The 24,849-nt window shown below is 64.2% G+C and carries 21 protein-coding genes; 11 read left to right on the top strand and 10 right to left on the bottom strand.

Annotated features, from left to right (window positions below):
* Positions 1-66: 66 nt before the first annotated feature.
* Positions 67-1,401, bottom strand: coding sequence for a flavin monoamine oxidase family protein (locus tag CH271_RS18900; RefSeq protein WP_094634461.1), 1,335 nt, complete (start codon positions 1,399-1,401; stop codon positions 67-69).
* Between the two features lie 30 nt (positions 1,402-1,431).
* The gene (locus tag CH271_RS18895; RefSeq protein WP_094634460.1) at positions 1,432-2,817 is read right to left on the bottom strand and encodes a serine/threonine-protein kinase; all 1,386 of its coding nucleotides are present in this window, start codon (positions 2,815-2,817) and stop codon (positions 1,432-1,434) included.
* 186 nt (positions 2,818-3,003) lie between these two features.
* On the opposite strand from CH271_RS18895, the gene CH271_RS18890 reads away from it, so the two are divergent.
* Positions 3,004-4,221, top strand: a complete 1,218-nt coding sequence (locus CH271_RS18890; protein WP_252342134.1) for an EAL domain-containing protein — start codon at positions 3,004-3,006, stop codon at positions 4,219-4,221.
* 92 nt (positions 4,222-4,313) lie between these two features.
* Complete coding sequence (locus CH271_RS18885; RefSeq protein WP_037189225.1) at positions 4,314-5,858, top strand: alanine/glycine:cation symporter family protein; 1,545 nt, start codon at positions 4,314-4,316, stop codon at positions 5,856-5,858.
* 18 nt (positions 5,859-5,876) lie between these two features.
* Here CH271_RS18885 and CH271_RS18880 read toward each other — a convergent pair whose 3' ends face one another.
* Positions 5,877-7,394, bottom strand: coding sequence for a PucR family transcriptional regulator (locus CH271_RS18880; RefSeq protein WP_143546070.1), 1,518 nt, complete (start codon positions 7,392-7,394; stop codon positions 5,877-5,879).
* A 119-nt stretch (positions 7,395-7,513) separates the two neighbouring features.
* On the opposite strand from CH271_RS18880, the gene CH271_RS18875 reads away from it, so the two are divergent.
* From CH271_RS18875 to CH271_RS18860, 4 genes are all read left to right on the top strand, one after another.
* Positions 7,514-8,971: a purine-cytosine permease family protein gene (locus CH271_RS18875; RefSeq protein WP_094634457.1), complete on the top strand. Its 1,458-nt coding sequence runs from the start codon at positions 7,514-7,516 to the stop codon at positions 8,969-8,971.
* Between the two features lie 40 nt (positions 8,972-9,011).
* On the top strand, positions 9,012-10,532 hold the full coding sequence (locus tag CH271_RS18870; RefSeq protein ID WP_037189227.1) for an amidohydrolase family protein: 1,521 nt from the start codon (positions 9,012-9,014) through the stop codon (positions 10,530-10,532).
* Positions 10,533-10,611: 79 nt separating this feature from the next.
* Positions 10,612-11,244: a GyrI-like domain-containing protein gene (locus CH271_RS18865; RefSeq protein WP_094634615.1), complete on the top strand. Its 633-nt coding sequence runs from the start codon at positions 10,612-10,614 to the stop codon at positions 11,242-11,244.
* A 13-nt stretch (positions 11,245-11,257) separates the two neighbouring features.
* Positions 11,258-12,529 carry an MFS transporter gene (locus CH271_RS18860; RefSeq protein ID WP_094634614.1) on the top strand — a complete coding sequence of 424 codons (1,272 nt, stop codon included), beginning with the start codon at positions 11,258-11,260 and terminating at the stop codon, positions 12,527-12,529.
* 6 nt (positions 12,530-12,535) lie between these two features.
* Here the strand turns inward: CH271_RS18860 and CH271_RS18855 are convergent, their stop codons facing one another.
* The 5 genes from CH271_RS18855 to CH271_RS18835 all read right to left on the bottom strand — a co-directional run bounded on the left by CH271_RS18855 (position 12,536) and on the right by CH271_RS18835 (position 15,281).
* Positions 12,536-12,958, bottom strand: coding sequence for a VOC family protein (locus CH271_RS18855; RefSeq protein WP_094634613.1), 423 nt, complete (start codon positions 12,956-12,958; stop codon positions 12,536-12,538).
* Between the two features lie 98 nt (positions 12,959-13,056).
* A complete protein-coding gene (locus CH271_RS18850) occupies positions 13,057-13,353 on the bottom strand; it encodes a transcriptional regulator (RefSeq protein ID WP_094634456.1) in 297 nt (98 codons plus the stop codon).
* A complete protein-coding gene (locus tag CH271_RS18845) occupies positions 13,350-13,769 on the bottom strand; it encodes a hypothetical protein (RefSeq protein WP_094634455.1) in 420 nt (139 codons plus the stop codon). Before CH271_RS18845 ends, CH271_RS18850 begins: the two co-directional genes overlap by 4 nt.
* A gap of 50 nt (positions 13,770-13,819) precedes the next feature.
* The gene (locus CH271_RS18840) at positions 13,820-14,110 is read right to left on the bottom strand and encodes a hypothetical protein (protein ID WP_094634454.1); all 291 of its coding nucleotides are present in this window, start codon (positions 14,108-14,110) and stop codon (positions 13,820-13,822) included.
* A gap of 19 nt (positions 14,111-14,129) precedes the next feature.
* Positions 14,130-15,281: an NAD(P)/FAD-dependent oxidoreductase gene (locus CH271_RS18835; RefSeq protein ID WP_094634453.1), complete on the bottom strand. Its 1,152-nt coding sequence runs from the start codon at positions 15,279-15,281 to the stop codon at positions 14,130-14,132.
* An 81-nt stretch (positions 15,282-15,362) separates the two neighbouring features.
* On the opposite strand from CH271_RS18835, the gene CH271_RS18830 reads away from it, so the two are divergent.
* The gene (locus CH271_RS18830) at positions 15,363-15,926 is read left to right on the top strand and encodes a dihydrofolate reductase family protein (RefSeq protein ID WP_037189232.1); all 564 of its coding nucleotides are present in this window, start codon (positions 15,363-15,365) and stop codon (positions 15,924-15,926) included.
* A gap of 16 nt (positions 15,927-15,942) precedes the next feature.
* On the opposite strand, the gene CH271_RS18825 is transcribed toward CH271_RS18830, so the two are convergent.
* Positions 15,943-16,239: a DUF503 domain-containing protein gene (locus tag CH271_RS18825; protein WP_037189233.1), complete on the bottom strand. Its 297-nt coding sequence runs from the start codon at positions 16,237-16,239 to the stop codon at positions 15,943-15,945.
* Positions 16,240-16,344: 105 nt separating this feature from the next.
* Between CH271_RS18825 and CH271_RS18820 the strand changes: the two genes are divergently transcribed.
* The 4 genes from CH271_RS18820 to CH271_RS18805 are packed head-to-tail and all read left to right on the top strand — an operon-like array spanning position 16,345 to position 21,210.
* Positions 16,345-17,019, top strand: coding sequence for a GntR family transcriptional regulator (locus tag CH271_RS18820; protein WP_094634612.1), 675 nt, complete (start codon positions 16,345-16,347; stop codon positions 17,017-17,019).
* Positions 17,020-17,076: 57 nt separating this feature from the next.
* Complete coding sequence (gene atzF / locus CH271_RS18815; protein ID WP_082323573.1) at positions 17,077-18,909, top strand: allophanate hydrolase; 1,833 nt, start codon at positions 17,077-17,079, stop codon at positions 18,907-18,909.
* Entirely contained in the window at positions 18,906-19,619 is a 714-nt protein-coding gene (locus CH271_RS18810; RefSeq protein WP_094634452.1) for a cysteine hydrolase family protein, read from the top strand. The genes atzF and CH271_RS18810 overlap by 4 nt, the downstream gene beginning before the upstream one ends.
* Before the next feature lie 10 nt (positions 19,620-19,629).
* Positions 19,630-21,210: a hypothetical protein gene (locus CH271_RS18805; protein ID WP_037189235.1), complete on the top strand. Its 1,581-nt coding sequence runs from the start codon at positions 19,630-19,632 to the stop codon at positions 21,208-21,210.
* A gap of 42 nt (positions 21,211-21,252) precedes the next feature.
* Here the strand turns inward: CH271_RS18805 and car are convergent, their stop codons facing one another.
* Positions 21,253-24,780 carry a carboxylic acid reductase gene (car, locus tag CH271_RS18800; protein ID WP_094634611.1) on the bottom strand — a complete coding sequence of 1,176 codons (3,528 nt, stop codon included), beginning with the start codon at positions 24,778-24,780 and terminating at the stop codon, positions 21,253-21,255.
* Positions 24,781-24,849: the final 69 nt, after the last annotated feature.

Raw genomic sequence — 24,849 nt, 5'->3', positions numbered from 1 at the left:
TTACTCGCAGATGGTCGAAAGTTTGCACCGAACTCAGATGCACCGGATGGGGTTCGGCGCATGATGTCAGTGCTCCGCAGGGCCCCAGATGTCGCCGAACGGTACCGAATGCCCCAGAATGCGTTCTGCTGCACGATGTCCCGACTTCAACGCCGCCGTAACCGTTGCCGGATCATCGGTCCAGGTCGCCTCACCGGCGAGGTGAAGTACATCTCCGATCGGAGTGGCAAGGTCGTCGTGATCGCGCGTGCGTGAGCCCACCGTCATGTACGAGTACGAGCCGTACGCGAACGGATCGTCCTGCCAGCGAGTGACATACACGCGGTCCGGTGTGAGGACTCGGTCGCCGTACAGGCCGCGCAGTGCGTCGATTACCGAGTCCGCGATGCGCGCGTCCGACCAGTGCCGAGTCTGCTGCGCGCATGCGCCCGCTGCGAACGTCAGAAGCGTCGGACGTCCCTGCGGCATGGTCACGTCGTACCAGGAGTGCCACCAGCGCCCGGCTTCGCCCTGCTGCCGTACGGCATAGACGTTCTCGTCCCAGAACTTGCTGGGAAACTGGAGGAACACTTTCTCGAAGGCATTCATCTCCAGTCGTTCCAGCGCACCCGAAACAGGTTCCGGCAGAGGGGGTTCCACAGTGAACTCCGGCGACTTCAGTACTCCGATCGGCACCGTCACCACAGCGCGCTCGGCCGAGAACGTCCCGGAACCGGTATCGACGAGAACTCCGTCTCGACCCCAACGGACCTCAGTCACCACGTGTTCGAGCCGGACGTCGAGTCCCTCGGCCAGGTGAACGGCCAGTCGATCGTATCCGTCGGGGAACACGACCTCGTCGCCCTCGATGGCGTCGTCGTCCAAGCCGTGCGCGTCGAGGAGGTCCTTTCCTACGCCCAACTGCTCCTCGGCTCGATGTCCGAGAAACTCACGGACTCGTTCGAGTCGGTCGTCGTTCCAATCCAGTTGCGTCAGAGTTGCTTCCACGGCGTCACCGAACGAGGTTCCCGGGGACGACTCCGCGATCGTCCTGGCGAACAGTTCGTCGAAGTGGTGAACGTCGGTGCCGAATCGTGCGGCAGCCTCATCGCTCAACCTGGTCCCGGTGGGGGAGTAGTAAGCGATGGGTCTGCCGTCCGGCTGGTAGCTGCCGACGGTGAATTCGACGGTACGCATTCCGAAAGCGTGCACGGCGTCGGTGAGAGGGTTGTCGTCTGTTCCGTGAATCCAGGAAGCGCCCACGTCGAGGGTGCCTTCGTCTGTGCGCATCGTCCAGACCCGACCGCCCACGCGGTCTCTGGCCTCGAGAACGGCAACGCGCTGACCGGCGCGATGCAAGAGTGTCGCAACGACCAAGCCGGAAATGCCTGCTCCCACCACGAGGGTATCGACGTGTGTCACCGTCGCTCCTGTCTGTCGACGGCCGTGGGGTCAGTTCCCCCGGCCGGAGTTGCCATTGCCGTTCCCACCGTTCCCGTTCCCGTTCCCGTTTTCCGAGTTGCCGGAGTTTCCGTTGCCGTTGCCGTTGCCGGAGTTCCCGTTCCCGTTTCCCGAGTTCCCGGTGCCGTCACCCGGCAATATCGGGGCCGGCGCAGCCGGCTCGATCGGAACCGGATTCGTCGTGGAGGCGGGAGCGGGCTCGGGCGCGTTCGAGAAGACCGGAATCGAAGTCGCAGGTGCAGGTGCAGATGCAGGTGTTGTGGGCGCAACGTTCGTCGACTTCACGAGGGTCGGAGTCGGTGTCGACGGCGTCATGGGCTCCGGCTCGTCGCCGGTGCCGACTGCGACCCAGACGATCGCCGCTCCCAGCGAACCGAACAGAGCCGCTGCGGCCGGGATCATCCATCGTCGGTGTGGAGATTTCGCTGCAGCCGACGCTGGAACTGCCGTTGTCGCAACCATGTTCGCGGGTTCGGCGGGTATCACGGCAGTGCGGGGCAGGTTGGTGTCGAAGCGGGGTGTCGTGCTGCGCGAGAGCCCGCGCAGTCGGTGGGCGACGGCGGCTGCGGCCGGCCGATCCTCCGGGCGTCTGGACGTCATGTCCGTCAACAGTGCGTGCCAGTCCGATCCGAGCCTCTCGGGGACGTCAGGATCGCGGTGTAGGCGCGCCACCGCTGCTGCCACGGCGCTTCCCTCGAATGCCATTGTGCCGGTGAGGCACTCGATGAGAACGAGCCCCAGCGTGTAGACGTCCGTCGGTGGCCCTGCGGACGTACCCGTCGCCTGCTCCGGGCTGAGGTAGTGCGCAGTACCGACTGTGGTGCCGTGCTCGGTGAGTCGTTCGGAATCGACGATGCGGGCGATGCCGAAATCGGCGAGTTTGGCGCACTGTCCCACGCCGACGTCCGGAGACTGCGCAACGAGGATGTTGGCCGGTTTGATGTCGCGATGCACCACACCCTGATCGTGGATGTAGGCGAGAGCCTCCGCCAGCTCGAACCCGATCCGCGCGACGTGGGAGCCGTCCATCGCTCGGCCCTGGCGATACGCACTCAGAGTAGGACCGTCGATCAGCTCCATCACCAGGTACGGCACCGGCACCCCGCTGGCATCGAGTGCAGTGCCCGCGTCGTACAGCGTCACCAGACCCGGGTGCGACAGCGACGCGAGAGTCCGAATTTCTGCATCGATGCGCTGGGCAGTGTCCGGCGGCTCGTCGTGGCGGAATATCTTCACCGCTACGGATCGGCCGAGAACGTGGTCGTCGGCGTGCACGACGTCGGCCATCGCGCCGCGTCCCAATACGGTGCCCAGTCTGTATCGACCCGCGAAGACGTTGTCGAGAGGGGCACGAGCGCGAGAGTCCGCTCCCACCATCGGTCACCGCCGTTCGTCGAGTCCTTCGAGCACCTTATAGCCAGTCGATCGACGCACAGACCGCAGTCGAGTAACGACATCACGGTGCGGTCGGGCATGATGATGCCGCGGGTGGGGACCGATCGATCGATATCGAGGGAGGTTCCACCCATGCGTCGACGTACGACGAGGGCCGAGAAATCGCCGATGTCGATCGATATCACGTCGGTCTACCAGCCGATCGTCACACTGGACGGACGCGCCGTCGTGGGGTTCGAAGCGTTGGTGCGGACCTGCGGAGACGGTCCGCCGATTCCGCCGCCGGAACTGTTGGGCGTGGCACGTGCACAAGGCGTCGCTGCAGATTTCGATTGGCGGTGCCGACTCAGCGCGCTGCGCGGTGCCGTCGAGTCCGGCTATCCCGACCGGCTCGCGCTTTTCGTCAATGCCGAACCCGTCGCCCTCGATGCACCGCCTCCTCGGGACTGCCTACCGATGCTCGCGGACGCGTCGCGGCTGTCCATCATCATCGAGATCACCGAACGAGACCTGATGGGTGATCCGGCAGGTCTGCTGCGAGCGGCCGAGCACGCTCGAAACCTGGGGTGGCGAGTCGCCGTCGACGATGTGGGGGCAGATTCGTCCAGCCTGGCGCTGATTCCACTGCTGCGTCCCGACGTGATCAAGCTGGACATGGCTCTCGTACAGGGGCGTTCGAGCCGCGAGACCGCCGCCATCGTTGCTGCCGTTGCCGCCGAGGCCGAACGGACCGGTGCCCTGGTTCTGGCCGAAGGGATCGAAACCGAGCACCACGAGAGTTCTGCACGAGCCATGGGCGCGGTTCTGGGGCAGGGATACCTCTACGGCGCACCGGACGCTCTCCCGGATTTCGGTGAGGTGCAGGGGCCGGTCCGTTCGCTCGATCTGGATGGAACGGTGACCGTGCGTGCCCCCGTTGCAGTCACTCCGTACGGGCTCACCCACTCACTCGGTGCCCGCAGACAAGCGGATTCGACGTTGCTCGACGCCATCGAGAACAGCTTGTTGCACAGTGCGTACGGCACCGGCTCCTCGACTGTCGTACTGGCGACAGTGAGCGCGTCCACCGGCCTGACGCCTGCGCGGCGTGCGATCTTCGACGACCTTGCCGCACGTACTGCGCTCACGGCTGTCTTCGATTCGCACGCCGCGCCGCCTGCCTCCGGCTTCCGGACCGTGGCCGTGGGCGCGGACGAGCCGTTGGCGCTGGAACGTTCGATCGTGATCGTGGCTCCGATGTCGAGCGTGGCGCTCATCGCCGTGGAGCGTGGAACGGCCGAGGACGGTACCCCGATGTACGACTACCGCCTCACCTACGACCGACATGTCGTACTGGATGCTGCAACAGTGCTTTTGAGGCGAATACCCGCCCGATCTGCGGTGTGAGCCCGCGGGCTCTCGGTCAAGATCACGTAAATTATTGCTAGAAATTCGGTAAATCACGTCCTCTGCCGTCCACGTGCTGTTCACTCGAAGCCATGAGCTCTCACCCCCTCGCAACCGATGTACTGGCCGCGGACGGAGGCACGATCAGCTCCATCGAGACGGCGATCAACAATGCCTTCGATCCGATCTCCGCTGCCGTGTCGAATGTCGTCTTCTTCACCGTGAATATCGGTGGAGCCGCCGTTCCACTGATCGTCCTCTGGCTCATCGTCGGTGCCGTCGTCTTCACGGTGGCGTTCAAGTTCATCCAGGTCCGCGGAATCAAGAGAGCGTTGATTCTCGTCAGCGGCAAGGAGGACGAGGCGGACGCGCCCGGTGAAGTCAGCCACTTCAGAGCTCTCACTGCCGCGGTGTCCGGAACCGTCGGGCTCGGCAACATCGCCGGTGTCGCCGTCGCCGTGACACTCGGTGGACCCGGTGCCACACTCTGGATGATCCTCGCCGGCTTGCTGGGCATGGCATCGAAGTTCGTCGAGTGCACGCTCGGCGTGAAGTACCGAGACATCAACGAGGACGGCACCGTCTCCGGCGGACCCATGAAATACCTGACCAAGGGTCTCGCAGAGCGGGGACTCGCCAAGGTCGGCAAGGTCATGGCCGTCTTCTACGCCATCGTCATCACGTTTTTCGCCATCAGCGGCGGCAACATGTTCCAGGCCAATCAGACGTACGCACAGGTCCGTTCGGTCACCGGCGGTGACGATGGGTTCCTCGCTTCCGACGGAGCCAAGGCAGTGTTCGGTATCGTCGTCGCGCTGATCATCGGACTGGTCATCATCGGCGGCATGAAGTCGATCTCGGCGGTGACCGCCAAGCTCGTACCGACCATGGCGCTGATCTACATCGTCGCGTGCGGCGTCGTCATCGCCGTCAACTTCCGTTCGGTCCCCACGGCGTTCACCGCGATCTTCGAGGGTGCGTTCTCGCCCGAGGGCGTGGCCGGCGGCGTCCTCGGCGTCATGATCATCGGATTCCAGCGCGCCGCATTCTCGAACGAGGCCGGATTGGGTTCGGCGGCCATCGCGCACTCGGCCGTCAAGACCAGGCATCCGGTCACCGAGGGCTTCGTGGCCATGCTCGAGCCCTTCATCGACACGGTCGTCATCTGCACCGCGACCGCACTGACCATCGTGATCGCCAATACCGTCACCTGGCAGGACCAGCGCGCGATCGTCGCCGAGACCGGCGAGCTACCCGCCGGAGGTGTCACCCTCACCTCCGACGCCTTCGAGACCGTGCTGCCGTGGTTTCCGTACGTGCTGACTCTTGCGGTGGCTCTGTTCGCACTGTCCACTGCCATCACCTGGGCCTACTACGGACTGCAGGCGTGGACGTCGTTGTTCGGACGCAGCCGCTTCTCGCGCACCTTCTTCAACGTGATGTTCTGCATGTTCACCGTCATCGGAACCGTGCTCTCGCTCGGCTCAGTGCTCGATTTCGCCGACGCGACCCTGTTCCTGCTGGCGTTGGTCAACATCACGGGCCTGTACCTGCTGTTGCCTGTGGTCAAGCGCGAACTCTCCGAGTACCTGGCCATGCGCCGAGGCGAGACGGACAAGGTCGACGCCGAGGTGTGAGAAGGATCGGTCGACGGGTCAGCCGCCAGGGCCGGTACTGCCTTGGCGGCGGGCCTGTTCGAGAAACACCGCAGTGGCGATCCCCGGGAATCGAGGGGAGCCTGCCGGCAGTGGACCGAGAACGTCGAAGAGCCTGTCGAGCCGTTGGTAGAGCGTTTGCCTCTGTATCCGAAGGCTCTTCGCGGTCTCGGTCTTGCTACCCCAATGGGTGATGTACGCCAGCAGGGTCGCGAACAACTCTCCGTGCCGCTCTCGATCGTGAGCGAGCAGTGGTCCTATCTGCTCGTGGACGAACTTCTCGACTGTGGATTCCCCCGACATCGACTCCACCAGAAGGGCAAGCGCGAAATTGCGCGCATCGCGGATGCGGTCGTCAGGGCCGAGGTCCAGCGCGAGCACTGCTGTGGCCGTGCCGAAACACCGACGCAGACCGTGGCGGTCGGAGGTTCCAGGACCGACACCTGCTCGCCTGATACGCACCTGCGTCGCCTGCAACATCGACAGCACAACCGGCCGTTGGGCGTCGAGCATCTCGTGGCCGGCGAAACCGAGAACCGCGACGTGTCGGTCGCCGATCTTCTGACACCAGATGTTCGGTGACACCGAACTCAACAAGCGCTGCAACGTGCCCGCTTCCGGGTCGTCGTCGAATTCGACCGACACGGTCAGGTAGGCGTCGTGTTCGGGCATACCCATACGCTCGGCGACGCCGTCGAGATGGTCGGTGACATCGGAGGCAGGGTAATTCATCGCCGACAACAGAGAGAAGAAGCGGGTACGCAGTCGGTCCTCCACCCTGGCCGGGCGCGCGCTGAGCAACGCGATCGACAGGATTTCCGGAGCTCTCTCCAATCCGGCGTTGATCGAGTAGATGTCCGCATCGGGGCCCGGAGTCACGGTCAACACCGCGACGTCCCGACCGACACTGGTGACGGGTACCTCGAACGTGGTGAAATCCGATGGCTCGGTGACGAGTCCGGATTGCCCGATCAGATCTCCCGACGCAGAACGCAGCGTCACCGACGACCGAGTCTCGACGCCGAGCACATCGAGAACGGCGTCCACCGCTCCGTCCGTTTCGATCGACGCCGACAGCAACCGAGACATCCGGTTTGCCATCTGCAGCCGACGCAGAGCCGAGTCGGCAAGCTGGCTGTTGATGCTCTCGCATACCTGTACGAACGGCACCCGCCGTCGAAGATGCACCACGGGAAAGTCGATCCGCTCGGCATGCTCGACCAGTAGCGGCGGAATGACGTCGAGTGTTCCCCCCGTCTCCACCGCGATTCCGACGACTCCCGCGGCATCGATCGAGTCGAGGTACGTCACCAGATCGGCGTCGGAACAGGCGCCGAAGTACACACCCTCCATCAGAATCAGCTCCCCGCCGCGCAAGAGCGGTGCGATGTCGAGTTGCTCGCTGGCGTGAACCCACCGCAGAGATCGCGTCGACGAACGCCTTCCCGCGACGAGTTCGGGTCGCGCCGCGGACAGATAGACGTCGTCGAAGGCGTCGAGCACATTCATACGTGACATTTTGTCCACCCGCTGTTACGAGTGGCTTACATTACGTAAGGGTTCGGGAAACACACGGGCACGAGGCTTCTCACCAGGCCGACCGAACCGCCGGTCGACCGCATCCCGAGGAGCTCACGGTGACCACACATTCCCACGACATCGAGGATTCGCTGCAACCGATTCCCGAGAGCCAGAGAACCACCGTGCTGTCCGGTCAGTTCTGGATATGGGCGGGTGCGAACATCGCACCGATCAACTGGGTGCTCGGCGCGCTCGGCATCAGCATGGGCCTCGGCCTGGCCGATACGCTGACAGTGCTCGTCCTCGGAAACGTCATCGGAATGGCGATCTTCGGATTCTTCGTTCTGCTCGGGCAACGAACGGGAACGACCGGAATGCTGTTGGGCCGGTCGGTCTTCGGCCGTCGAGGCAACTATGTCCCCTCCGCCGTCCAGGCCGTGGTGGTCGTCGGCTGGTGCGCGGTGAACACATGGATCGTCCTCGACCTGGTGATGGCTCTGTTCGGCGAACTCGGCTGGGTCGACCCGGATGCCGCGAACGTCGGATGGAAGGTAGCGGTGGCCACAGCCATCATGGCGGTCCAGGTCGGTATCTCCATGGCCGGATACCGGGCGATCGCGGCGTTCGAGCGCTGGACGGTGCCGCCGACCGTCGTGGTGCTGGTCTTGATGTCGATCGTGGCCTGGTTCCACCTCGACATCGACTGGAGTTACTCCGGTCCGGACGGCGTCGCCTTGGCCGGCACCGAGCGCATCGTCGCCATGTCGGCCGTGATGACGGCCATCGGAATCGGCTGGGGCCTGACGTGGCTGACCTACGCCGCCGACTACTCCCGCTTCGTCAGTACGCGTGTTCCCCGACGCAAGCTGTACCTGGTCAGTGCATTGGGACAGTTGATCCCCGTCGTGTGGCTCGGTGTGCTCGGAGCGACGTTGGCGACCACCAACGGCTCCATCGATCCGGGCAAGCTCATCGTCGAGAACTTCGGTGCGCTCGCCATACCGGTGCTGCTGTTGGTTCTGCACGGCCCCATCGCCACGAACGTTCTCAACGTCTACAGCTTCGGTGTGACGGCGCAGGCCCTCGACATCAAGTTGAGTCGGCGCACTTTGAACCTTGTCGTCGGAGTTCTCGCACTGGCCGCGAGCGTGTTCTTCGTTTTCCAGGAAGATGCGGCGCAGACCCTCGACGCCTGGCTCGTGGGTGTGGTGGGCTGGGTGGCGACGTGGGGCGCGATCATGCTGGTGCACTACTACGTCTTCGAGCGCGCCAGCACCCGTTACGGCCATCTGTTCGACGACGTGGGCTCGACGAGGATGCAGGACGTCAACTGGCGTGCACTCGCGGCGTTCGCAGTGGGAATTTTCGGCACCTGGATGTTCCTCAACGGTATGGTCCCGGCATTGCAGGGGTTCGGTTCGCAGGCACTCGGCGGTCTCGACATCTCGTGGCTCGTCGGCGGTAGTGCGGCGGCGGCCACCTACTACCTTCTCGCACGAAAGTCGCATCGGCAGTGGATAATTCGTCAGCAGCAGCCCGAAGAGCAGGCTCCGACACCACAGCCGGTCGAATAGCTCCTCGCCGTCATCGCACCGCGCAGTCAAGGAAGGAAACATGGGAATCTTCATCAGGAACGCGCACGTCATCACCATGGACGCGTCCACCGGTTCCGAGCCGATCGTCCGTAGCATCCGAATCGAGAACGACGTCGTCACTGCAGTCGCCGGTGATCTCGAACCCACCGACGGCGATACGATCATCGACGGCACCGACAGGCTGGTGACACCGGGTTTCGTCAACGCACATACCCATTCCTGGGAGACGTTCTACAAGGGCAGATACGACAACATGCCCCTCGAGATGTGGATGGCCATGGCCTACCCGATCCTCGGCGACAGTCGCGTCGAACCCGATCTGGTTCGTCTGCGCAGCACGTTGTTCGCAATCGAGTCCCTCGAAGCGGGCGTGACGACGATCGTCGACGACGTCCTCGAAAACCCGACTCAGGATTGGGCGCAACTGTCGGCGGTGTTCGACGCCTACGAAGAGATCGGCATCCGAGCGAACATTTCCGGCCATGTGATCAGCAAACCGTTCGTCGATACCGTGCCGTTCGTCCTCGACCACCTACCGCAGGAGATCACCGCCGAGATCCTGTCACATCCCGTTCCCACGACGGGGGAGTATCTCGCCTTCAGCAGGCAGGCATTCGAGCAGTATCACGGTCGAGGCAACGGTCGTCTGCGATACATGGTCGCGCCGTCCGCACCCCAACGGTGCGGTGCGGAGCTCCTGGTCGGTGCCACGCAGTTGGCGACCGAATTCGACGCCGAATGCCACATTCACGTCCTCGAGACCAAGACCCAGTTGGTCACGGGAGCGGAGATGTACGGCGGGTCGCTGGTGGAATACATGGATCGGATCGGCGCGCTGTCACCCAATACCACCCTGGCGCATGGCATTTGGCTGACCGAAGACGATATGTCGATGATCGCCTCGGCGGGCACGTCTATTTCGCACAATCCGATCTCGAATCTCAAGCTCGGATCGGGAATCGCTCCGTGGCACGCCCTGCGTACCGCAGGCGTGAACCTCGGATTGGGAACCGACGGATGCTCGAGCAGTGATTCCCCCCGGATGCTCGACGTCGTGAAAGCTGCTGCGCTGCTGCACAAGGTGACCAACCCGGACTTCACCACCTGGCCGACGGTGGACGAGGTACTGCACGCAGGCACCGTCGGCGGGGCCCGCAGTGCGCTCCTTCAAGACACTGTGGGCACGGTGGAGGTGGGGATGCAGGCCGACCTGGTGATCTTCGATCTCGACACCATGGCTTTCACGCCTCGGCAGAAGCTCGACCGGCAACTGGTGTACTCCGAGAACGGCTCCTCGATCGATATCGTGATCGTGGCAGGCCGGATCGTCGTAGAGGGCGGACGCGTCACCACGGTCGACCGTTCGGCGGTGCTGGCCGAACTCTCCGAGCGCCTCGACGAGATCGTGGCACGCCAGAATGCACTCGATTCGCTGAACAAGCCCCTGCTGGACGCGCTGGCGACCATGTACGACAGGGCGATTGCGACCCGCGGGACCGTCAACCGATTCAGCGACGACGAACGCACGTGGCTCGTCTGAACGGTCGTCTCAGGGACCGTGCCGGAGGGCGCGCAACGTTCGGTACGGTGAAATCCACGGTCGAATGGGAACGGGTGTCATGAAGATCGATTTCAAGAAGACGCTCGACGCATATTCGGTGCGGCACAACACCTTTCGCACCCTTGTCGTTCCGCCGCTGAGCTACCTGATGATCGACGGGCACGGCGACCCGAACACCGCTCCGCAGTATGCGGAAGCGATCGCCGCGCTCTACCCCGTCGCCTACGCGCTGAAGTTCGCCAGCAAGAACAATCTCGACCGCGATTACGTCGTCCCGCCGCTCGAGGCTCTGTGGTGGGCCGAGGACATGAACTCGTTCACCACCGCGAGGGACAAGAGCGAGTGGAACTGGACCACCATGATCATGGTGCCCGACTGGATCGACCGTCCGATGTTCGAGGCGGCGGTGGCGACCGCCGCCTCGAAGAGCGACTCGGATGCGTCGAGCAGGGTTCGGTTGGAAACTCTCGACGAGGGACTGTGCGTGCAGACGCTGCACATCGGGTCCTACGACGACGAGACGCCGGTACTCGAGGAGCTCCATCGTCGATACATCCCCGAATCTGGATTGACGATGACGGGCAAACATCACGAGATCTACCTGAGCGATGCGCGCCGGGTCGAACCCGCGAAGCTGCGCACCATTCTTCGCCAGCCGGTAGCGCATTCGGCGAAATCGGCCTCGCTCTGACACGATGACCGGCATGACCAACGCGGTGCGCCCGGCGTCGTTCACCGCCGGGACCCTCACTCTCCTGGGTGCGCTCTACTTCGCGCAGGGACTGCCGTTCGGATTCTTCACCCAGGCCCTTCCGGTGGTACTGCGGGAGTCGGGGTTCTCCTTGGTGAAGATCAGCGCGACCGGTGTGCTGTTCCTGCCGTGGGCGCTCAAGTTTCTCTGGGCGCCGTATGTCGATCGGTACGGATCCCGGCGGCGGTGGCTGCTGTCGCTGCAGTGCTCGGCCGCGGCGGTGGCACTGGCGTTGTCGTTCCTCGATCTGTCCTCGACATTGCGCTGGCTGTTCGTCGGCATCTTCGTCATGAATGCTCTCTCGGCGACGCAGGACATCGCGACCGACGGCATCGCAGTGCGTACGCTCACGGTGGCGCAGCGCGGGTTGGGCAACGGTCTGCAGGTCGGTGCTTACCGTATCGGGATGGTGTGCGGTGGCGGACTACTGTTGTGGCTGTTCACCTTCGCCGGATGGCGGGTGCTGTTCGTTGCGATGGCGCTGCTGATCGTGCTGACGACGATCCCCGTGTGGTGGATGCGCAGACAACTCGACGCGGCGGACGGGGACTCCGATCCACACGCCGAGCGTCCGACGCCGGGGCGGCTCGCCGGCGCGTGGTGGTCGCGGCTTCGCAGACCCGGAATGGTGGCATTCATTCTGCTGATCATCGGGTTCAAGTTCGGCAACTCGATGGGATCGGCACTCGTGGGTCCGTTTCTGTCGGACAGCGGACTGTCGCTGCCCCAGATTGCGCTGGTCGAGGGCGGACTGTCGTCGGTGGCTGCGGTCGGGGGAGCAGCCCTCGGGGCATGGTTGGCGTTTCGGCACGGACGCCGTCGGGCGCTGCTGGTGGGCGGAGTGAGCCAAACGCTGAGCCTCGCGCTGTATGTCGTTGCGTCCCTGGGCGTCGGCGGCTTTCCTCTTCTCGTCACCGCCAACATCACCGAACACGTGCTCGGTGGTGCGGCCACCGTTGCGGTGTTCGCGCTGATGATGGACGCGTCCGAGAAGCGTTTCGCAGGAAGCGATTACACACTGATGGCGTGCGCGATCGTCTTCGCGCAGGGAGTGGCCGGAATTGCCGCCGGTGTGGTCGGAGACCTGTTCGGATACACGGCGATGTTCGGTTCAGCACTCGTCCTGTCCGGTCTCGGCTGCGCGTTGTTGCTGGTGGCACTCGACCGGGGCTGGGGGCCCGAAGGTCTCCGGCAGGTGATCCCGCCGAAGACCGTCGTCGTGTAGAGGCGGTCAGCTCCCAGTGCTCGAGCCTGCGATGTTGACCATCCACTGCACACCGAACTTGTCGGTCAACATACCGAACGCGTCACCCCACGGAGCCTTCTCCAGGCCCATCGTGAACTGCGCGTCGACGGCCAACTTGTTCCAGTAGCCGGTCAGTTCGTCCTCCTCGTCGCCGCTGAGCGAGACGCTCATGGTGTTGCCGGGGGTGTGCTCCATCGACGACGGCGTGTCGGCTCCCATCAGAGTGAAGCCGTTCGGGGTGGTCAGCTGGCCGTGCATGATCTTGTCCTGATCGGCGGGATCCTCGCTGGCATTGGCCTCGCCGAGCGTGGTGACGGTGAGCTCGCCACCGAAGACCGACCGATAGAACTCCATCGCCTCGCGGGCATTGTCTCGGAACGACAGGTATGGATTGAGAATGGACATGATCGAAGTCTCCTTCTTCGCTGAACGAGCGGGCTGAACTACGTCGACGTCATCCGTCGAAACAGTAGACACGCACTGCGATAGAAAGTCACCGCGGACGATCAGATGGAGGCGTCGGTGTCGGCCAGGATGGTGCGCAGTGCAGCCACATGACGTCGATACGCCGATCTACCGTCCTTGGTCAACGACAACCACAGTCGACGCGAGTCCGTGCGTGATCGCTGCTGCTCGATGTATCCCGCATCGACCAGAGCGGCGACCTGTTTGCTGAGCGCGGACGCGCTCAACCCGCTGTGTTCCTTGACGATCGAGAGTTCGAGAGTGGTCGCCGCAACCAGTAGAGCGCAGATCCGTAGCCGATGTGCCGGATGAATGATCGGGTCGAGGTCGTCCGTCATCGGCGTGTGCTGCGGTAGTGCAGGACCGATCCGGTCGAGAAGATCGCCGCGGCCGCGGCCGCGAGCAGAACCACCGGCCAGGCAGGTCCGCTTGGATTGCCGACAGCCTGTGCCAGTGCGACGCAGAGCGCCGAGAGCGCCACGCAGGTGAGGAAGCCTCGGTTGGTGGGTAGGGCCCACGGCGTCCCCATCCGATATCCGGTGATGACGTTGACCGCGACGATCACCGCGGCGATCCCCAGGAAGGCGGCCCGGCTGTCGAGCAGGGCGGTCAGTGCGAACAGTGCGAGCAGCGCGGCGTTGATCGGATACAGCCACACCGGCCACGGAGTGTCTCGTACCGCGCGCTGGACGCGGTCGATGTCGTCGAGAGCTGTTCGTGCTTCGGCAGGTGTGGGTCTTCCGATGCTTTCCATGGTGGAAACTGTATTGGATAGTTTCCACCATGGCAACAATCCGACGAGGGTCAGGTGTCGGCAGGCCGCGATACTTCCGATTCCCATCGGGCCCGTCGTTCGTCGTCGGACTGCTCCCACCACGGTGTTCCTCGCTCGCCGAGGGCGACTTTGGTGGCCTGCACACCTGCACGAGATTCCGGTGCGCCCGACGTGCGTTTGACCTCCCTGCGCCACGCCATCAGAATCGACCGCAATTCGGCATTGCGATCCTCCGGGATGTCAGGATCCGTTGCGCGCCAACGCCGACCCTTGATGACGATGTAGTGACCGTCCTCGGTGCGTTCCGGTTCTTCGGCCATGGGTCCACACTGCCATGTGTCAGCTGCTCAGATACTGCGGCACTGCAATTCCGTCGAGTCCGAGCGCCACCGCGGCACGAGCGGCGACCGGTCCGACCAGATTGCCTGTCCCGTTGTAGCCGCCGAATGCGATCACGGTGTCGTCGACGAATGTGCACAGCGGGCGCCCATCCGCGGTGAACCCGACGGATGCTGCCCATCGCGCACGAACCGAGACAGGTTCTCCTGCAAACGATGTCGCAACAGATTCGATGTAGTTCTGCACCTGAGCTGTCGGTTCACCGGACGGTGTCCACTCGTCCTCGGCGAAGAGGTCACGACCGCCCCCGACGTACAGCCGTCCGGACGCATCCTGCTGCGCGTAGTCGTAGCCCCATCGTCCGTACACGGGGCACGGCAGTCGTCCCGGCGGGACGGGCGAGGTGGCGAGCATCTGCAGACGTGCGGTCCGAACCCGGCCGTCGAGCTGGGGGAGTACCTGTTCGAGGCGACCGTCGACGGCAACGAGAACCAGGCCGCACCGAACCACCCCACTCGGCGTAGTGACCGTTCCTGGCCCGATGGTGGTTGCGGGCGTGTGCTCGTACAGCCTGGCGCGGCCCGCGAGGATCGACGCCAGCCCGATTGCGCGACGTGCAGGATTCATCGCCGCGTCGTCCGGTAGGAAGATGCCGCGCCCCAACTCGCCCGAATAGTGCTCGACGGCAATCTCGTTCTCGCGCAAGCACTGTGCCAGCGCGTCGCAATCCTCCGAATCGGCGTGCTCGATCGGCGCACCGGGAACTCCCGCGAGCCTGATGGATCCGGTGCGGCGGACGACCTCGGATCCGAGAAGACCTTCCAGAGAGTCGATCTCGGCCAGAGTCGCTCGATACAGATTCACGGCGCACGGACCCCATGCTGCGAGCGCAGTGTGCAGAAAGGTCGCAGGACCGCCGAGCAGGAAGCCACCGTTCCGACCCGCGGCTCCGGCAGCGATACGCCCTGCGTCGATTCCGACCACATCGAGACCACGGTCGACGAGGTCGGCGACAGCGGCCAGACCCGACCCTCCGAGGCCGACGACGCAGACGTCCGCGGTGCTCTCACGCTCCAGTGCGGGTAACCCCGCCCAGCCGGACACGACCGGGTCGTCGTCCCACGCCGGGCGGGAGCTGTCACTGGCAATCATCGGTCGATGGTATCGGCGGATTCGGCAGGCGGATGGTTTACGATTCCGGCACCCGCATCCCAGCACCGGTAAGGACCGTCCATGCGCACTGTGATCGTGACCGCGTTCGTTTCACTCGACGGCGTGATGGAAGGACCGGGCGGCGAGGTGGGCTATCGCAACTCCGGGTGGACGTTCCAGGGCATCGAATTCGACCCGGCAGCGTACGAGATCAAGGGCCGTGAGCAGGAAGAAGCCACTGCGCTGCTGTTGGGCCGCACCTCGTACGAGGCATTTGCGCCGATCTGGCCCACCATGGACGATTTCGCCGGGTACAACGCGATGCCGAGGTACGTGGTGTCGTCGACGCTCGAACAGGACGACTCACGGTGGCCGGCAACCATTCTGCGCGGTGTCGACGACGTTGCCGAGCTCAGGAACTCCGATGGTGGGCCGATCTCGATACACGGCAGCGCCACCCTGGGAAGAAGTCTCGCCGACGCCGGGCTCGTCGATCGGTACCACCTGCTCGTCTTTCCGCTCCTGCTCGGGGCGGGAAAACGACTGTTCAGTGAGGCCGACAAGGACACCACGCATCTCGAACTGGTCGAACACGAGGTCTACGGCAACGGAATTCAGAAGCAGGTGTTCGACGTACGTCGATGAGCCGGCGGGGCAGGCCTCAGACGTCGTCGCTTCGGATGGTGCGCCGCCGAACGGAGACGAGTTGCAGCTCGGGACGTGAGGCCGCCACGCGCTCGATGCGGTCGAGAACATCGGTGACGTGGTCGCGATCGCCTGCCACGACGGACGCGCCGATACCCGCTCGTCTGTGCAACTCGCGGTGATCGGTCTCCGCGACCGACACCGCGAACTTGCGTTGCATTTCGGAGATCGCCGGCCGGATCACGGAGCGCTTCTCTTTGAGAGAATGAACATCTCCGAGAAGGAAGTCGAATTCTATCCATCCAATCCACATATGCCGACCATTCTAACGCTGGGGGGATACCCGAGCGCTCTGGATTCGACTCGGCGATGTTTTCCGATGCGCACCATTCGCCGAACATGTTCGTACACTGGCGTCATGGCTGCACCGGCGGAACACGGCTCCTTGCCGCCGAGCCTTGTCGAAATGGCGACTCGCCAGGTCCGATCCGAGGTTCTCAGCGGTGCGCTCGAGCCCGGATCCCGAGTGGTCGAGGAAACCCTGTGCGCGCGCCTCGGGATCAGCCGAGCACCGGTACGTGAGGCGTTGCGCCTGTTGGCTCAGCAGGGTCTGGTCGAGCATCTCCCACGTCGCGGGTTCCGAGTGACGGTGTGGTCGGCAGAGGACATTCTCGAACTCTTCGAGCTGCGTCAGGTTCTCGAACGACATGCGCTCGAACGTGCGCTCCCGCTCGCGTCGTCTCGCGGCGATGCGTTCGCTCCGGTACGAACGGCGCTCGACGAGATGCGTGACGCGGATGCGCGGGGCGACACCCTGGAGAAGGACGACGCCCACCGACGTTTCCACGAAGCCATCGTGGCGTTGGCCGGCAGTCGGCAACTCGATGTGGCGTACGCACCGATCCTGCTGAAGTTGCAGCTACCGATGGCCCGCAATCTCAGGGAAGAAGCCCGAGTCGCCAATCCGGTCGACGGGATCCGGCGTCACGAGTGGTTGCTCGGCGCCATCGAATCGAACGACGTGTCGGTGGCGCTCGCCGCGTTGAAGCAGCATGGCGAGCTGACCTACCTCCATCTCGAGAGTATTTCCTAACAGACTCGAAACACGGCAACAACCTGCAGTAACAGAAAACTGTCGACAATCGACGGTATGAATTCAGACCCCGGACCAGCGCTCGGCCCGACCGTTACCGAGATGCTCGCGGCGTACCGAACCGGCGCGTCGACTCCCACTGCAACGGTGGAGGCGTTCTCGACCGCCGTGGCTGCACGCGGCGACGACGGTACGTGGATCACCGTCGTGGGCCGTGCGGAATTGCTCGCGGCCGCCGCGGCTCTGGAAGCGCGACCCGACGCGGTGTCGCTACCCCTGTACGGAATTCCCTTCGGAGTTAAGGACAGCATCGACGTGGCGGGATACCCGACCACCCTTGCCTGCCCCGACTACGCCTACACGCCGGATTCGACGGCCCCGGCAGTGCAGGCGTTGGTCGACGCCGGAGCCATCTTCGTCGGTAAGACCAGCCTCGACCAGTTCGCGACCGGACTGAACGGAACCCGAACGCCGCACCCGATTCCGCGAAGCGTCTACGGCAGCGACATGATCTCGGGTGGCTCCAGTTCCGGTTCGGCACTGGCAGTTGCCCTCGGGCAGGTGCCGTTCTGTGTGGCCACCGACACCGCAGGATCGGGTCGAGTGCCTGCCGCGCTCAACGGCATCGTCGGATACAAGCCGTCACGCGGCCTGATCAGCACCGTCGGACTCGTCCCCGCGTGCAAGTCACTGGACTGCATCACCCTGATGGCGACCACGATCGAGGATCTCGACCTCGTGTTCGACGTCATGTGCACCGAGGATCCGGCCGACGGTTGGTCACGTCCGCGCGGAGGGCGGTACGACGGGCGAGAGATCACCGTCGGACTACCGGACCTGCAGCAGCTGGACTTCTTCGGCGACGCAGCCATGTTCGATGCGCATTCGGTCGCGCGCCGGTCGCTTCCGGAGCGTGGATTACCAACCACAGCAGTCGATCTCACTCCGTTTCTCGATGCCGGATCGCTGTTGTACCAGGGGCCGTGGGTCGCCGAGCGGCTGGTCGAGTTCGACGAATTCCTCAGCGAACGACCCGATTCCATCGTTCCGGTCGTACGCGAGATATTCCTGGGAGGGCGCCGGTACAGCGCCGTCGATGCCTTCCGTGCACTGCAGACGCTGCAAGACCTCCGCGCCCGGGTCGCGCAGCTCTGGACGTCGATGGACGTGATGATCGTGCCGACGATCGGCACCACCTTCACCGTGGCGGAGGTGCTGGCAGACCCCATCGCGTGCAATACGAAGCTCGGTCACTACACCCACTTCGGGAACCTTCTCGACCTGACGGCCGTAGCGGTTCCCGTAGGGCTCACCGAGGACGGTCGACCGGTCAGTCTCATGGTGATCGGGCCCGCGCTGTCCGACGATACGATTCTCGCGGTTGCGGCCCGGTTGCTCGGGGAAGGGCGCGCCGACTCACCGCCTCCCGCGGCCGAAGGGTCGACAGTCGAGACCATCGACATCGTGGTTGCCGGGCACCACCTGTCGGGGGAGCGGGCCAACCCGCAGCTGCTCGAGCTGGGTGGCTCCCTGGTCGAAGCCACGTCCACCGCGGCGACGTACACCCTGCTTCGGATCGGAACCGCCGATCCGACACCCGGACTGCTGCGAGTTCCATTCGGCGGCAGCGCAATCGACGTGGAGAGGTGGCGTCTGCCCGCCACTTCTCTTGCGGTACTCGCGGGCAGAATGCCGGCGGTACTCGCTCTGGGACGAGTACTGCTGGCCGACGGTTCCGACGTTCTCGGCTACGTCTGCGACGCCACTGTGCAGACCGGCGCGGACAGGCACACCGTCGACGACATCAGCGAGTTCGGTGGCTGGCGGGCATATTCCCGGGCGATCAGTTCTGCTCACGAAAATTCCATTGCAGCACAGGAGATCTCATGACCTCAGCACCCACACCGGTAACGTCGATACCGTCGGCGTCACCATCCGAGTTCACCATCGATGCCGCAACGACGGCACTGATCGTCATCGACATGCAGAGGGACTTTCTGCTCCCCGGGGGGTTCGGTGAGAGCCTCGGCAACGATGTCGGTCTGCTCCGGACCGTGATCGAACCACTCGCAGGTCTCATCGCTGTCGCAAGAGAAGCCGGGATACCGGTGATCCACACCAGGGAGGGGCACCTCCCGGACCTGTCGGACTGCCCGCCTGCGAAGTTGCGCCGAGGGACGCCCTCGCAGCGCATCGGCGATCGAGGAGCGTTCGGCCGCATCCTCGTTCGCGGTGAGTACGGTCACGACATCGTCGACGAGCTGGCACCGCTCGAGGGCGAGACTGTCATCGACAAGCCCGGCAAAGGGGCGTTCTACGCCACCGAGCTCTCCGAGGTTCTGACGAGCGCCGGGATCACGACTCTGCTCGTCACCGGTGTGACCACCGAGGTGTGTGTGCACACCACGGTTCGGGAGGCCAACGATCGAGGATACGAGTGCCTCGTGGTGACGGACTGTGTCGGTTCGTATTTTCCTGAGTTCCAGCGAGTGGGCCTCGAGATGATTTCGGCTCAAGGCGGGATTTTCGGTTGGACCGCGCCGTCGGAGGACGTCGTGGCCGCGTTGGTTGCGTTCGTCCCCTCTACTGCGAGTCGATAGGACCGAGAACATGACCATGGATGTCAAAGACACACCCGCTGCAGGCTCCCCGTCCTCGTTCACTCTGTCGTGGTGGACGAAGGGCGACACCAACGCATTCTTCGGACTCGGTTTCAACATTCTCGTCAATGTGCTCACTCTGACGACATTGAGCATCGCGGTGGTCGGAATTCCAGGCAGTGACGTCCTCGGGACGCTGCTGCCTGCTCTCGGGATCGCCCTGATCCTGGGGAACCTGTACTACATGGTTCTCGCTCGTCGACTTGCCAAGCGCGAGAATCGAACCGACGTGACCGCTCTACCGTACGGTCCGAGCGTTCCGCACATGTTCATCGTCGTGTTCGTGGTCATGCTCCCGGTCTACCTGGCCTCGGGCGACGCGCTTCAGGCGTGGGCGGCGGGGCTCGCCTGGGCCTTCATGATCGGCATCATCGTCATGATCGGAGCGTTCGTCGGGCCCTACATTCGCAGGATCACCCCGCGTGCGGCGATGCTCGGTACCTTGGCCGGCATCTCGATCACGTTCATCGCGATGCGCCCGGCCGCGCAGATGTGGGAGGCCGCCTGGATCGGGTTGCCGGTTCTCGCCATCATTCTGATCGGCTTCTTCACGGATGTGAAGTTGCCCGGCAACATTCCGGTCGGGCTCGCCGCGCTGCTGGTGGGCACAGCGATCGGCTGGATCGGCGGATACATGTCCGTGCCGGACGTGACCGAGGCGGCGAGCAACATCGCGCTCGGTCTTCCTGATCTGCGCCTCGACCTGCTCCTCGACGGTCTCGGCAATCTGGCACCGCTGCTCGCGACCGCAATCCCGCTGGGCGTCTACAACTTCACCGAGGCGATGAGCAACGTCGAGAGTGCATCTGCTGCCGGAGACAACTACAACCTGCGCAGTGTGCTGCTCGCCGACGGCTTCGGTGCGATCGTCGGCTCGGCGTTCGGATCGCCGTTCCCGCCCGCGGTCTACATCGGCCATCCAGGCTGGAAGGACGCAGGTGGCCGGACCGGCTACTCGGTCGCGTCGGGCGTCGCGATCGGGTTGATGTGTTTTCTCGGATTGTTCGGATTGCTGGCAACGTTGCTGCCGATTCCCGCGATCGTCCCGATTCTGCTGTACATCGGACTGCTGATCGGTGCCCAGGCATTCCAGTCGGTGCCGAAGCTGCACGCCATCGCGGTGGTGGTGGCACTGCTCCCCAATCTCGCAGAGTGGGCGGTGGGTCTGATCGACAACGCACTCAGCGCGGCAGGCACATCTGCGACGGAAGTGGGAAGCGAGGCATTGGGTCAGGCGGGTGTCGTGTACGACGGGCTGAAGACGTTCGGGTCGGGAGCGGTACTCGCCGGACTGATGTTGGGCACCATCGTCACGTTCGTTCTCGACAAACGGTTTCTCGCCGCCGCAGCAGCGGGTGGAGTGGCCGCGGCACTGTCGTGGGTCGGCCTGATCCATTCACACGAAGTGGGTTGGGCTGCCAATCCCCAAGTTGCCCTTGGCTACCTGTTCTTCGGACTCGTGTGTCTGGCGTACTCCCGGCTCGTTCCTGCCACGAATCCGACGAGCGAACCACAACCGGTCGGGGAGTAGGACTTCCCGATGCGGGCCGCGTGGCCCGCATCGGGAATCGCTCTACCGCGTGCTCACGAGCTCGAGCGCCACGAGATCGGAGAGATACTTCTCGATCAACTCGCGCCCGAGGTGCGGAATATCCCCGACGGCCGAGGCGAACTCGTCGGCGGGCAGCATCGCCCCGGACGACGGGTGTTGCGGGTGTGCGTACGAATCGATCAGGGGGAGCAGCGAGTGCGAACGCTGCTTCTCCGGAAGAGCCTCGACTGCTGCGTTGAAACGCTCGAACCACTCGTCGTAGTTGTCGACTATCTCGATGTCGCGACCTGCGGCACGGATCCAATCGACGAACGTGTCCAGCGAGATGTCGTCGTCGTGTGGGTTGAGGATGTCGAAGGTTCGGTAGCCCGAGGTATCCCCACCCGCAATCGACGTGATGGCCGACGCACTGAAATCGGCAGGCAGTCCGTCGTAGTGGGCCAGCGGTCGGCCCTTCTCGTCGGTCGGTGCCCCGGTGTCGGTGGCGTAGAACGTGTGCGGAGCCAGACCGGTTTCGACGACCGACAGGATCAGACGGGTGAACACATCCGGCACGTTGAGCTGCCCCGTCCACGTGCTGTGCGCAAGAATCATGTCCGAGCGAAAGACCGACACCGGTAGGCCGAACTCGTCGAATGCGTTGCGCAACAGCACTTCACCGGCCCACTTGGAGTTGCCGTACCCGTTGGCGTAGGAATCGTCGACAGCCCGCGACGGGCTGTCAGCGCGAATGTCGCCGTTCTCTCGGAAATCCTCGACGCCCGCTGCGACGGCCACCGTCGACAGGTAGGTCACCGGCTTGACGTGGTGAGTGAGCGCCAGCCGGATCACCTCGGCCGTGCCGACGACGTTGGGGCCGAACAGGTGCTCGTAGGGCAGGGCGTGGTTGACCAGCGCGGCGGGATGGACGATGCGATCGACCCGCTCGGACAGCGTCCGGAAGTCCTCGTCACCCAGTCCGAACCGGGGCGTGCCCAGATCGCCCGCCACGACCTCGAGCGCAGCGTCGGCCAAGGTTCGATACCGCTCCGACAGCTCGGCGTCTCCACTGTCGAAGGCTGCGTCGAGTCGGGCTCGCGCGTCGGAATCGGAGCGTCCGCGCACGAGGCAGACCACCTTTCCTCCGATCTCGGCCATGCGCTCGAGCCATTCCAGGCACAGGAAGCGACCGAGGTATCCGTTGGCACCGGTCAGCAGGACCGTGCTGGTCTGTTCTCGCGGGCCCGGAATGTGGTGCGCGGCGTCGAGGAGGGCGTCGTCGAGGAATGCCGACAGCCGCAGGTCGGACGCGTCGGCGACGGTTGCGCCGCGACCGTGGATCGATGCGAATGTGGCCGTGTCGGGATCGTTGTCGCGGGCGGAGGAGATGTACTCGGCCAGTGCTGCCAGGTCCATGGCGGGCCCGGTGATCACACCGACCGGAACATCGACATCGTAGATCTCACGGAGGAGCGTCGAGAACGTCAACGCCGACAAAGAATCTCCGCCCAAGTCGCTGAAGTGAGCATCGGGGCGAACATCGGACCCGGCGCATCCCAGCAGAGCCTGTGCGGCATGGCCGACCGTGGTCAGGACAGGGGCATCGGCACCACTGCGCCTGAGCTCACGCAGGCGCTCGTTCTGACCGGATTCGAGTTCTGCGTAACGACGCTCGAGTTCGTCTCCGTAGCGCTCGACCAACTTGGGTCGCAGTTGTTTGCCTGCACCGGACAAGAGCCCGTTCTCCTGTGTGAACGGCTGGTGCTCGACGGTCACGTCACGCGGAATTTCGTACGAGTTCAGCGATTCCTGGCGAGCGATCTCTTGCAGCGATTCGATGACCGAACCCGCGGTTGTGTCCGGTCGAGCCGGAACGACGACTGCCAGGAGATACGCCCGTTGACTGTTGCCGTAGAGGAATATCTGGTCGACCAGCTCACTGGTACCGAACAGCGCTTCGAGGCGGGCGAGGGCCACGAACTCACCCTGGGCCAGCTTCAGCACGTTCTTGCGTCGGTCGACGTAGGCGAGTCGGTCCGGCTCGAGCTCGGCGACGACGTCACCGGTGCGATAGAAGCCTTCGGAGTCGAAGACGTCGGCCGTGACGTCCGGTCGCTTGTAGTAACCGGGAATGATGGACGCCGTCTTGAGTAGGAGCTCACCGCGCGGATGCGGTGTGTCGGTGGAGAAGTAACCGAGTTCGGGCACATCGTCGAGCTTGTATTCGATCACCGGTGGGCGTTGAACGACGCCGTCGTGCAACACCATTCCGGCCTCGGTGGAGCCGTAGTTGTCGCGCACCCGAATATCGAGCAGTTCCGAGACGAAGTCCTTGACCTCGGGAGCGATCGGTGCGGTGCCGACCATCGCTGCCAGGATACGTCCACCGAATTGTTCGATCCTGTTGCGTTCGAGTACCTCTCGACGCGTGCTGTCGGCATCGCCACCGGCAGAGCGTTCGACCTCTCGGTCGATCTCGGCGAGGACGTTGTGCCGAATCATCTCGCACACCCGCGGGATCAACAGGGCCATCGTGGGCCGAGCGAGCGCGAAATCCTCGAACAGGGTCGACAGGTCGCTCGCTCCTGCGAAGTGGACGGTGCCGCCGGCCGCCAGCGTCGAAAAGACCAGGCCGCGGCCGGCCAGATGGCTCATCGGAAGGTAGTCGAGGGTGATGACCGGGAAGGCCGGCCGGTCGCTGGCTTCGGAGGAAGCTCCGGTGTGATGCCAGGCACCGGTCCATGCTCCGCACACGATTCGTTCGGTGTGCATCGCCCCCTTGGGGGTTCCGGTGCTGCCGGAGGTGTAGATCAGCGTCGCGAGTCGGTCGGGATCCTCGTCGTCCGGAAGCGGAACCTCCGGGAGTTGCGCGCCGTCGCCGACCAACTCGGTGAGCGGCCGAACGGAGACTCCCACCCGGTCGGCATCGCTGCGCGCGGACTCCATGATCCGTGCATGTGCGTCGATCGCCCCGTCGTGGTCGAGGACGACGATTCGCCGAATGGACCTGCACTGCGTTGCGACCTGGACCGCGACGGACAGGTTGTCGACATCGGCTGCGAGGACGACAGGTTCGACCTCGTCGGCGATGGCCGAGAGCTGGCCCGCGGTGGCTCCGGCCTGCAACGGAACGGCAATCGCGCCGAGTCGGATAGTGGCCAGTTCCGCTACGACATAGTCGGCACTCGCGAATCCCAGCGTTGCGAAGAAGTCTCCCGAAGCGATACCGATTGCGTCGTGGGTCAGCGCCGAGGCGAGTGCACCGGCGTCGCTCCACGCCTGGCCGTAGGTGACAGTGTCGAAGCGGGGGAGCAGGCGAAGAGTGTTCTTGTCATCGATTCGTGCGATCTCTCGAGCTCGGCGGCCGAGGGCAGGCCGATCGGAGTAACGCGTCATGATCTCGGCGACCACGCGGGCCAGGTTCGGCGACAACTCCTGGGCGGCGTCGGCCACTGCGCTGTCCGGCTCTGCCGCTCGGAACTCCCGATCGGACCGGTGGAGCTCGGTGAAGCGGTCACGCTGTCTGATCTCCCGCTCACGTTCGCTGTCGACGGCCAGTGTGTGCGTCATGCTCGACTCCCCTCCGACGATGCGCACCGGAACTGCCGGGCGCTGTCGATTGTTCGATCAAATATCGTT

The sequence above is a fragment of the Rhodococcus sp. 05-340-2 genome (genome assembly GCF_002258915.1).
Lineage (GTDB): Bacteria > Actinomycetota > Actinomycetes > Mycobacteriales > Mycobacteriaceae > Rhodococcoides.
Note: the sequence above shows the minus strand (reverse complement) of the source record. Positions and strands in the feature narration are given on the sequence as shown.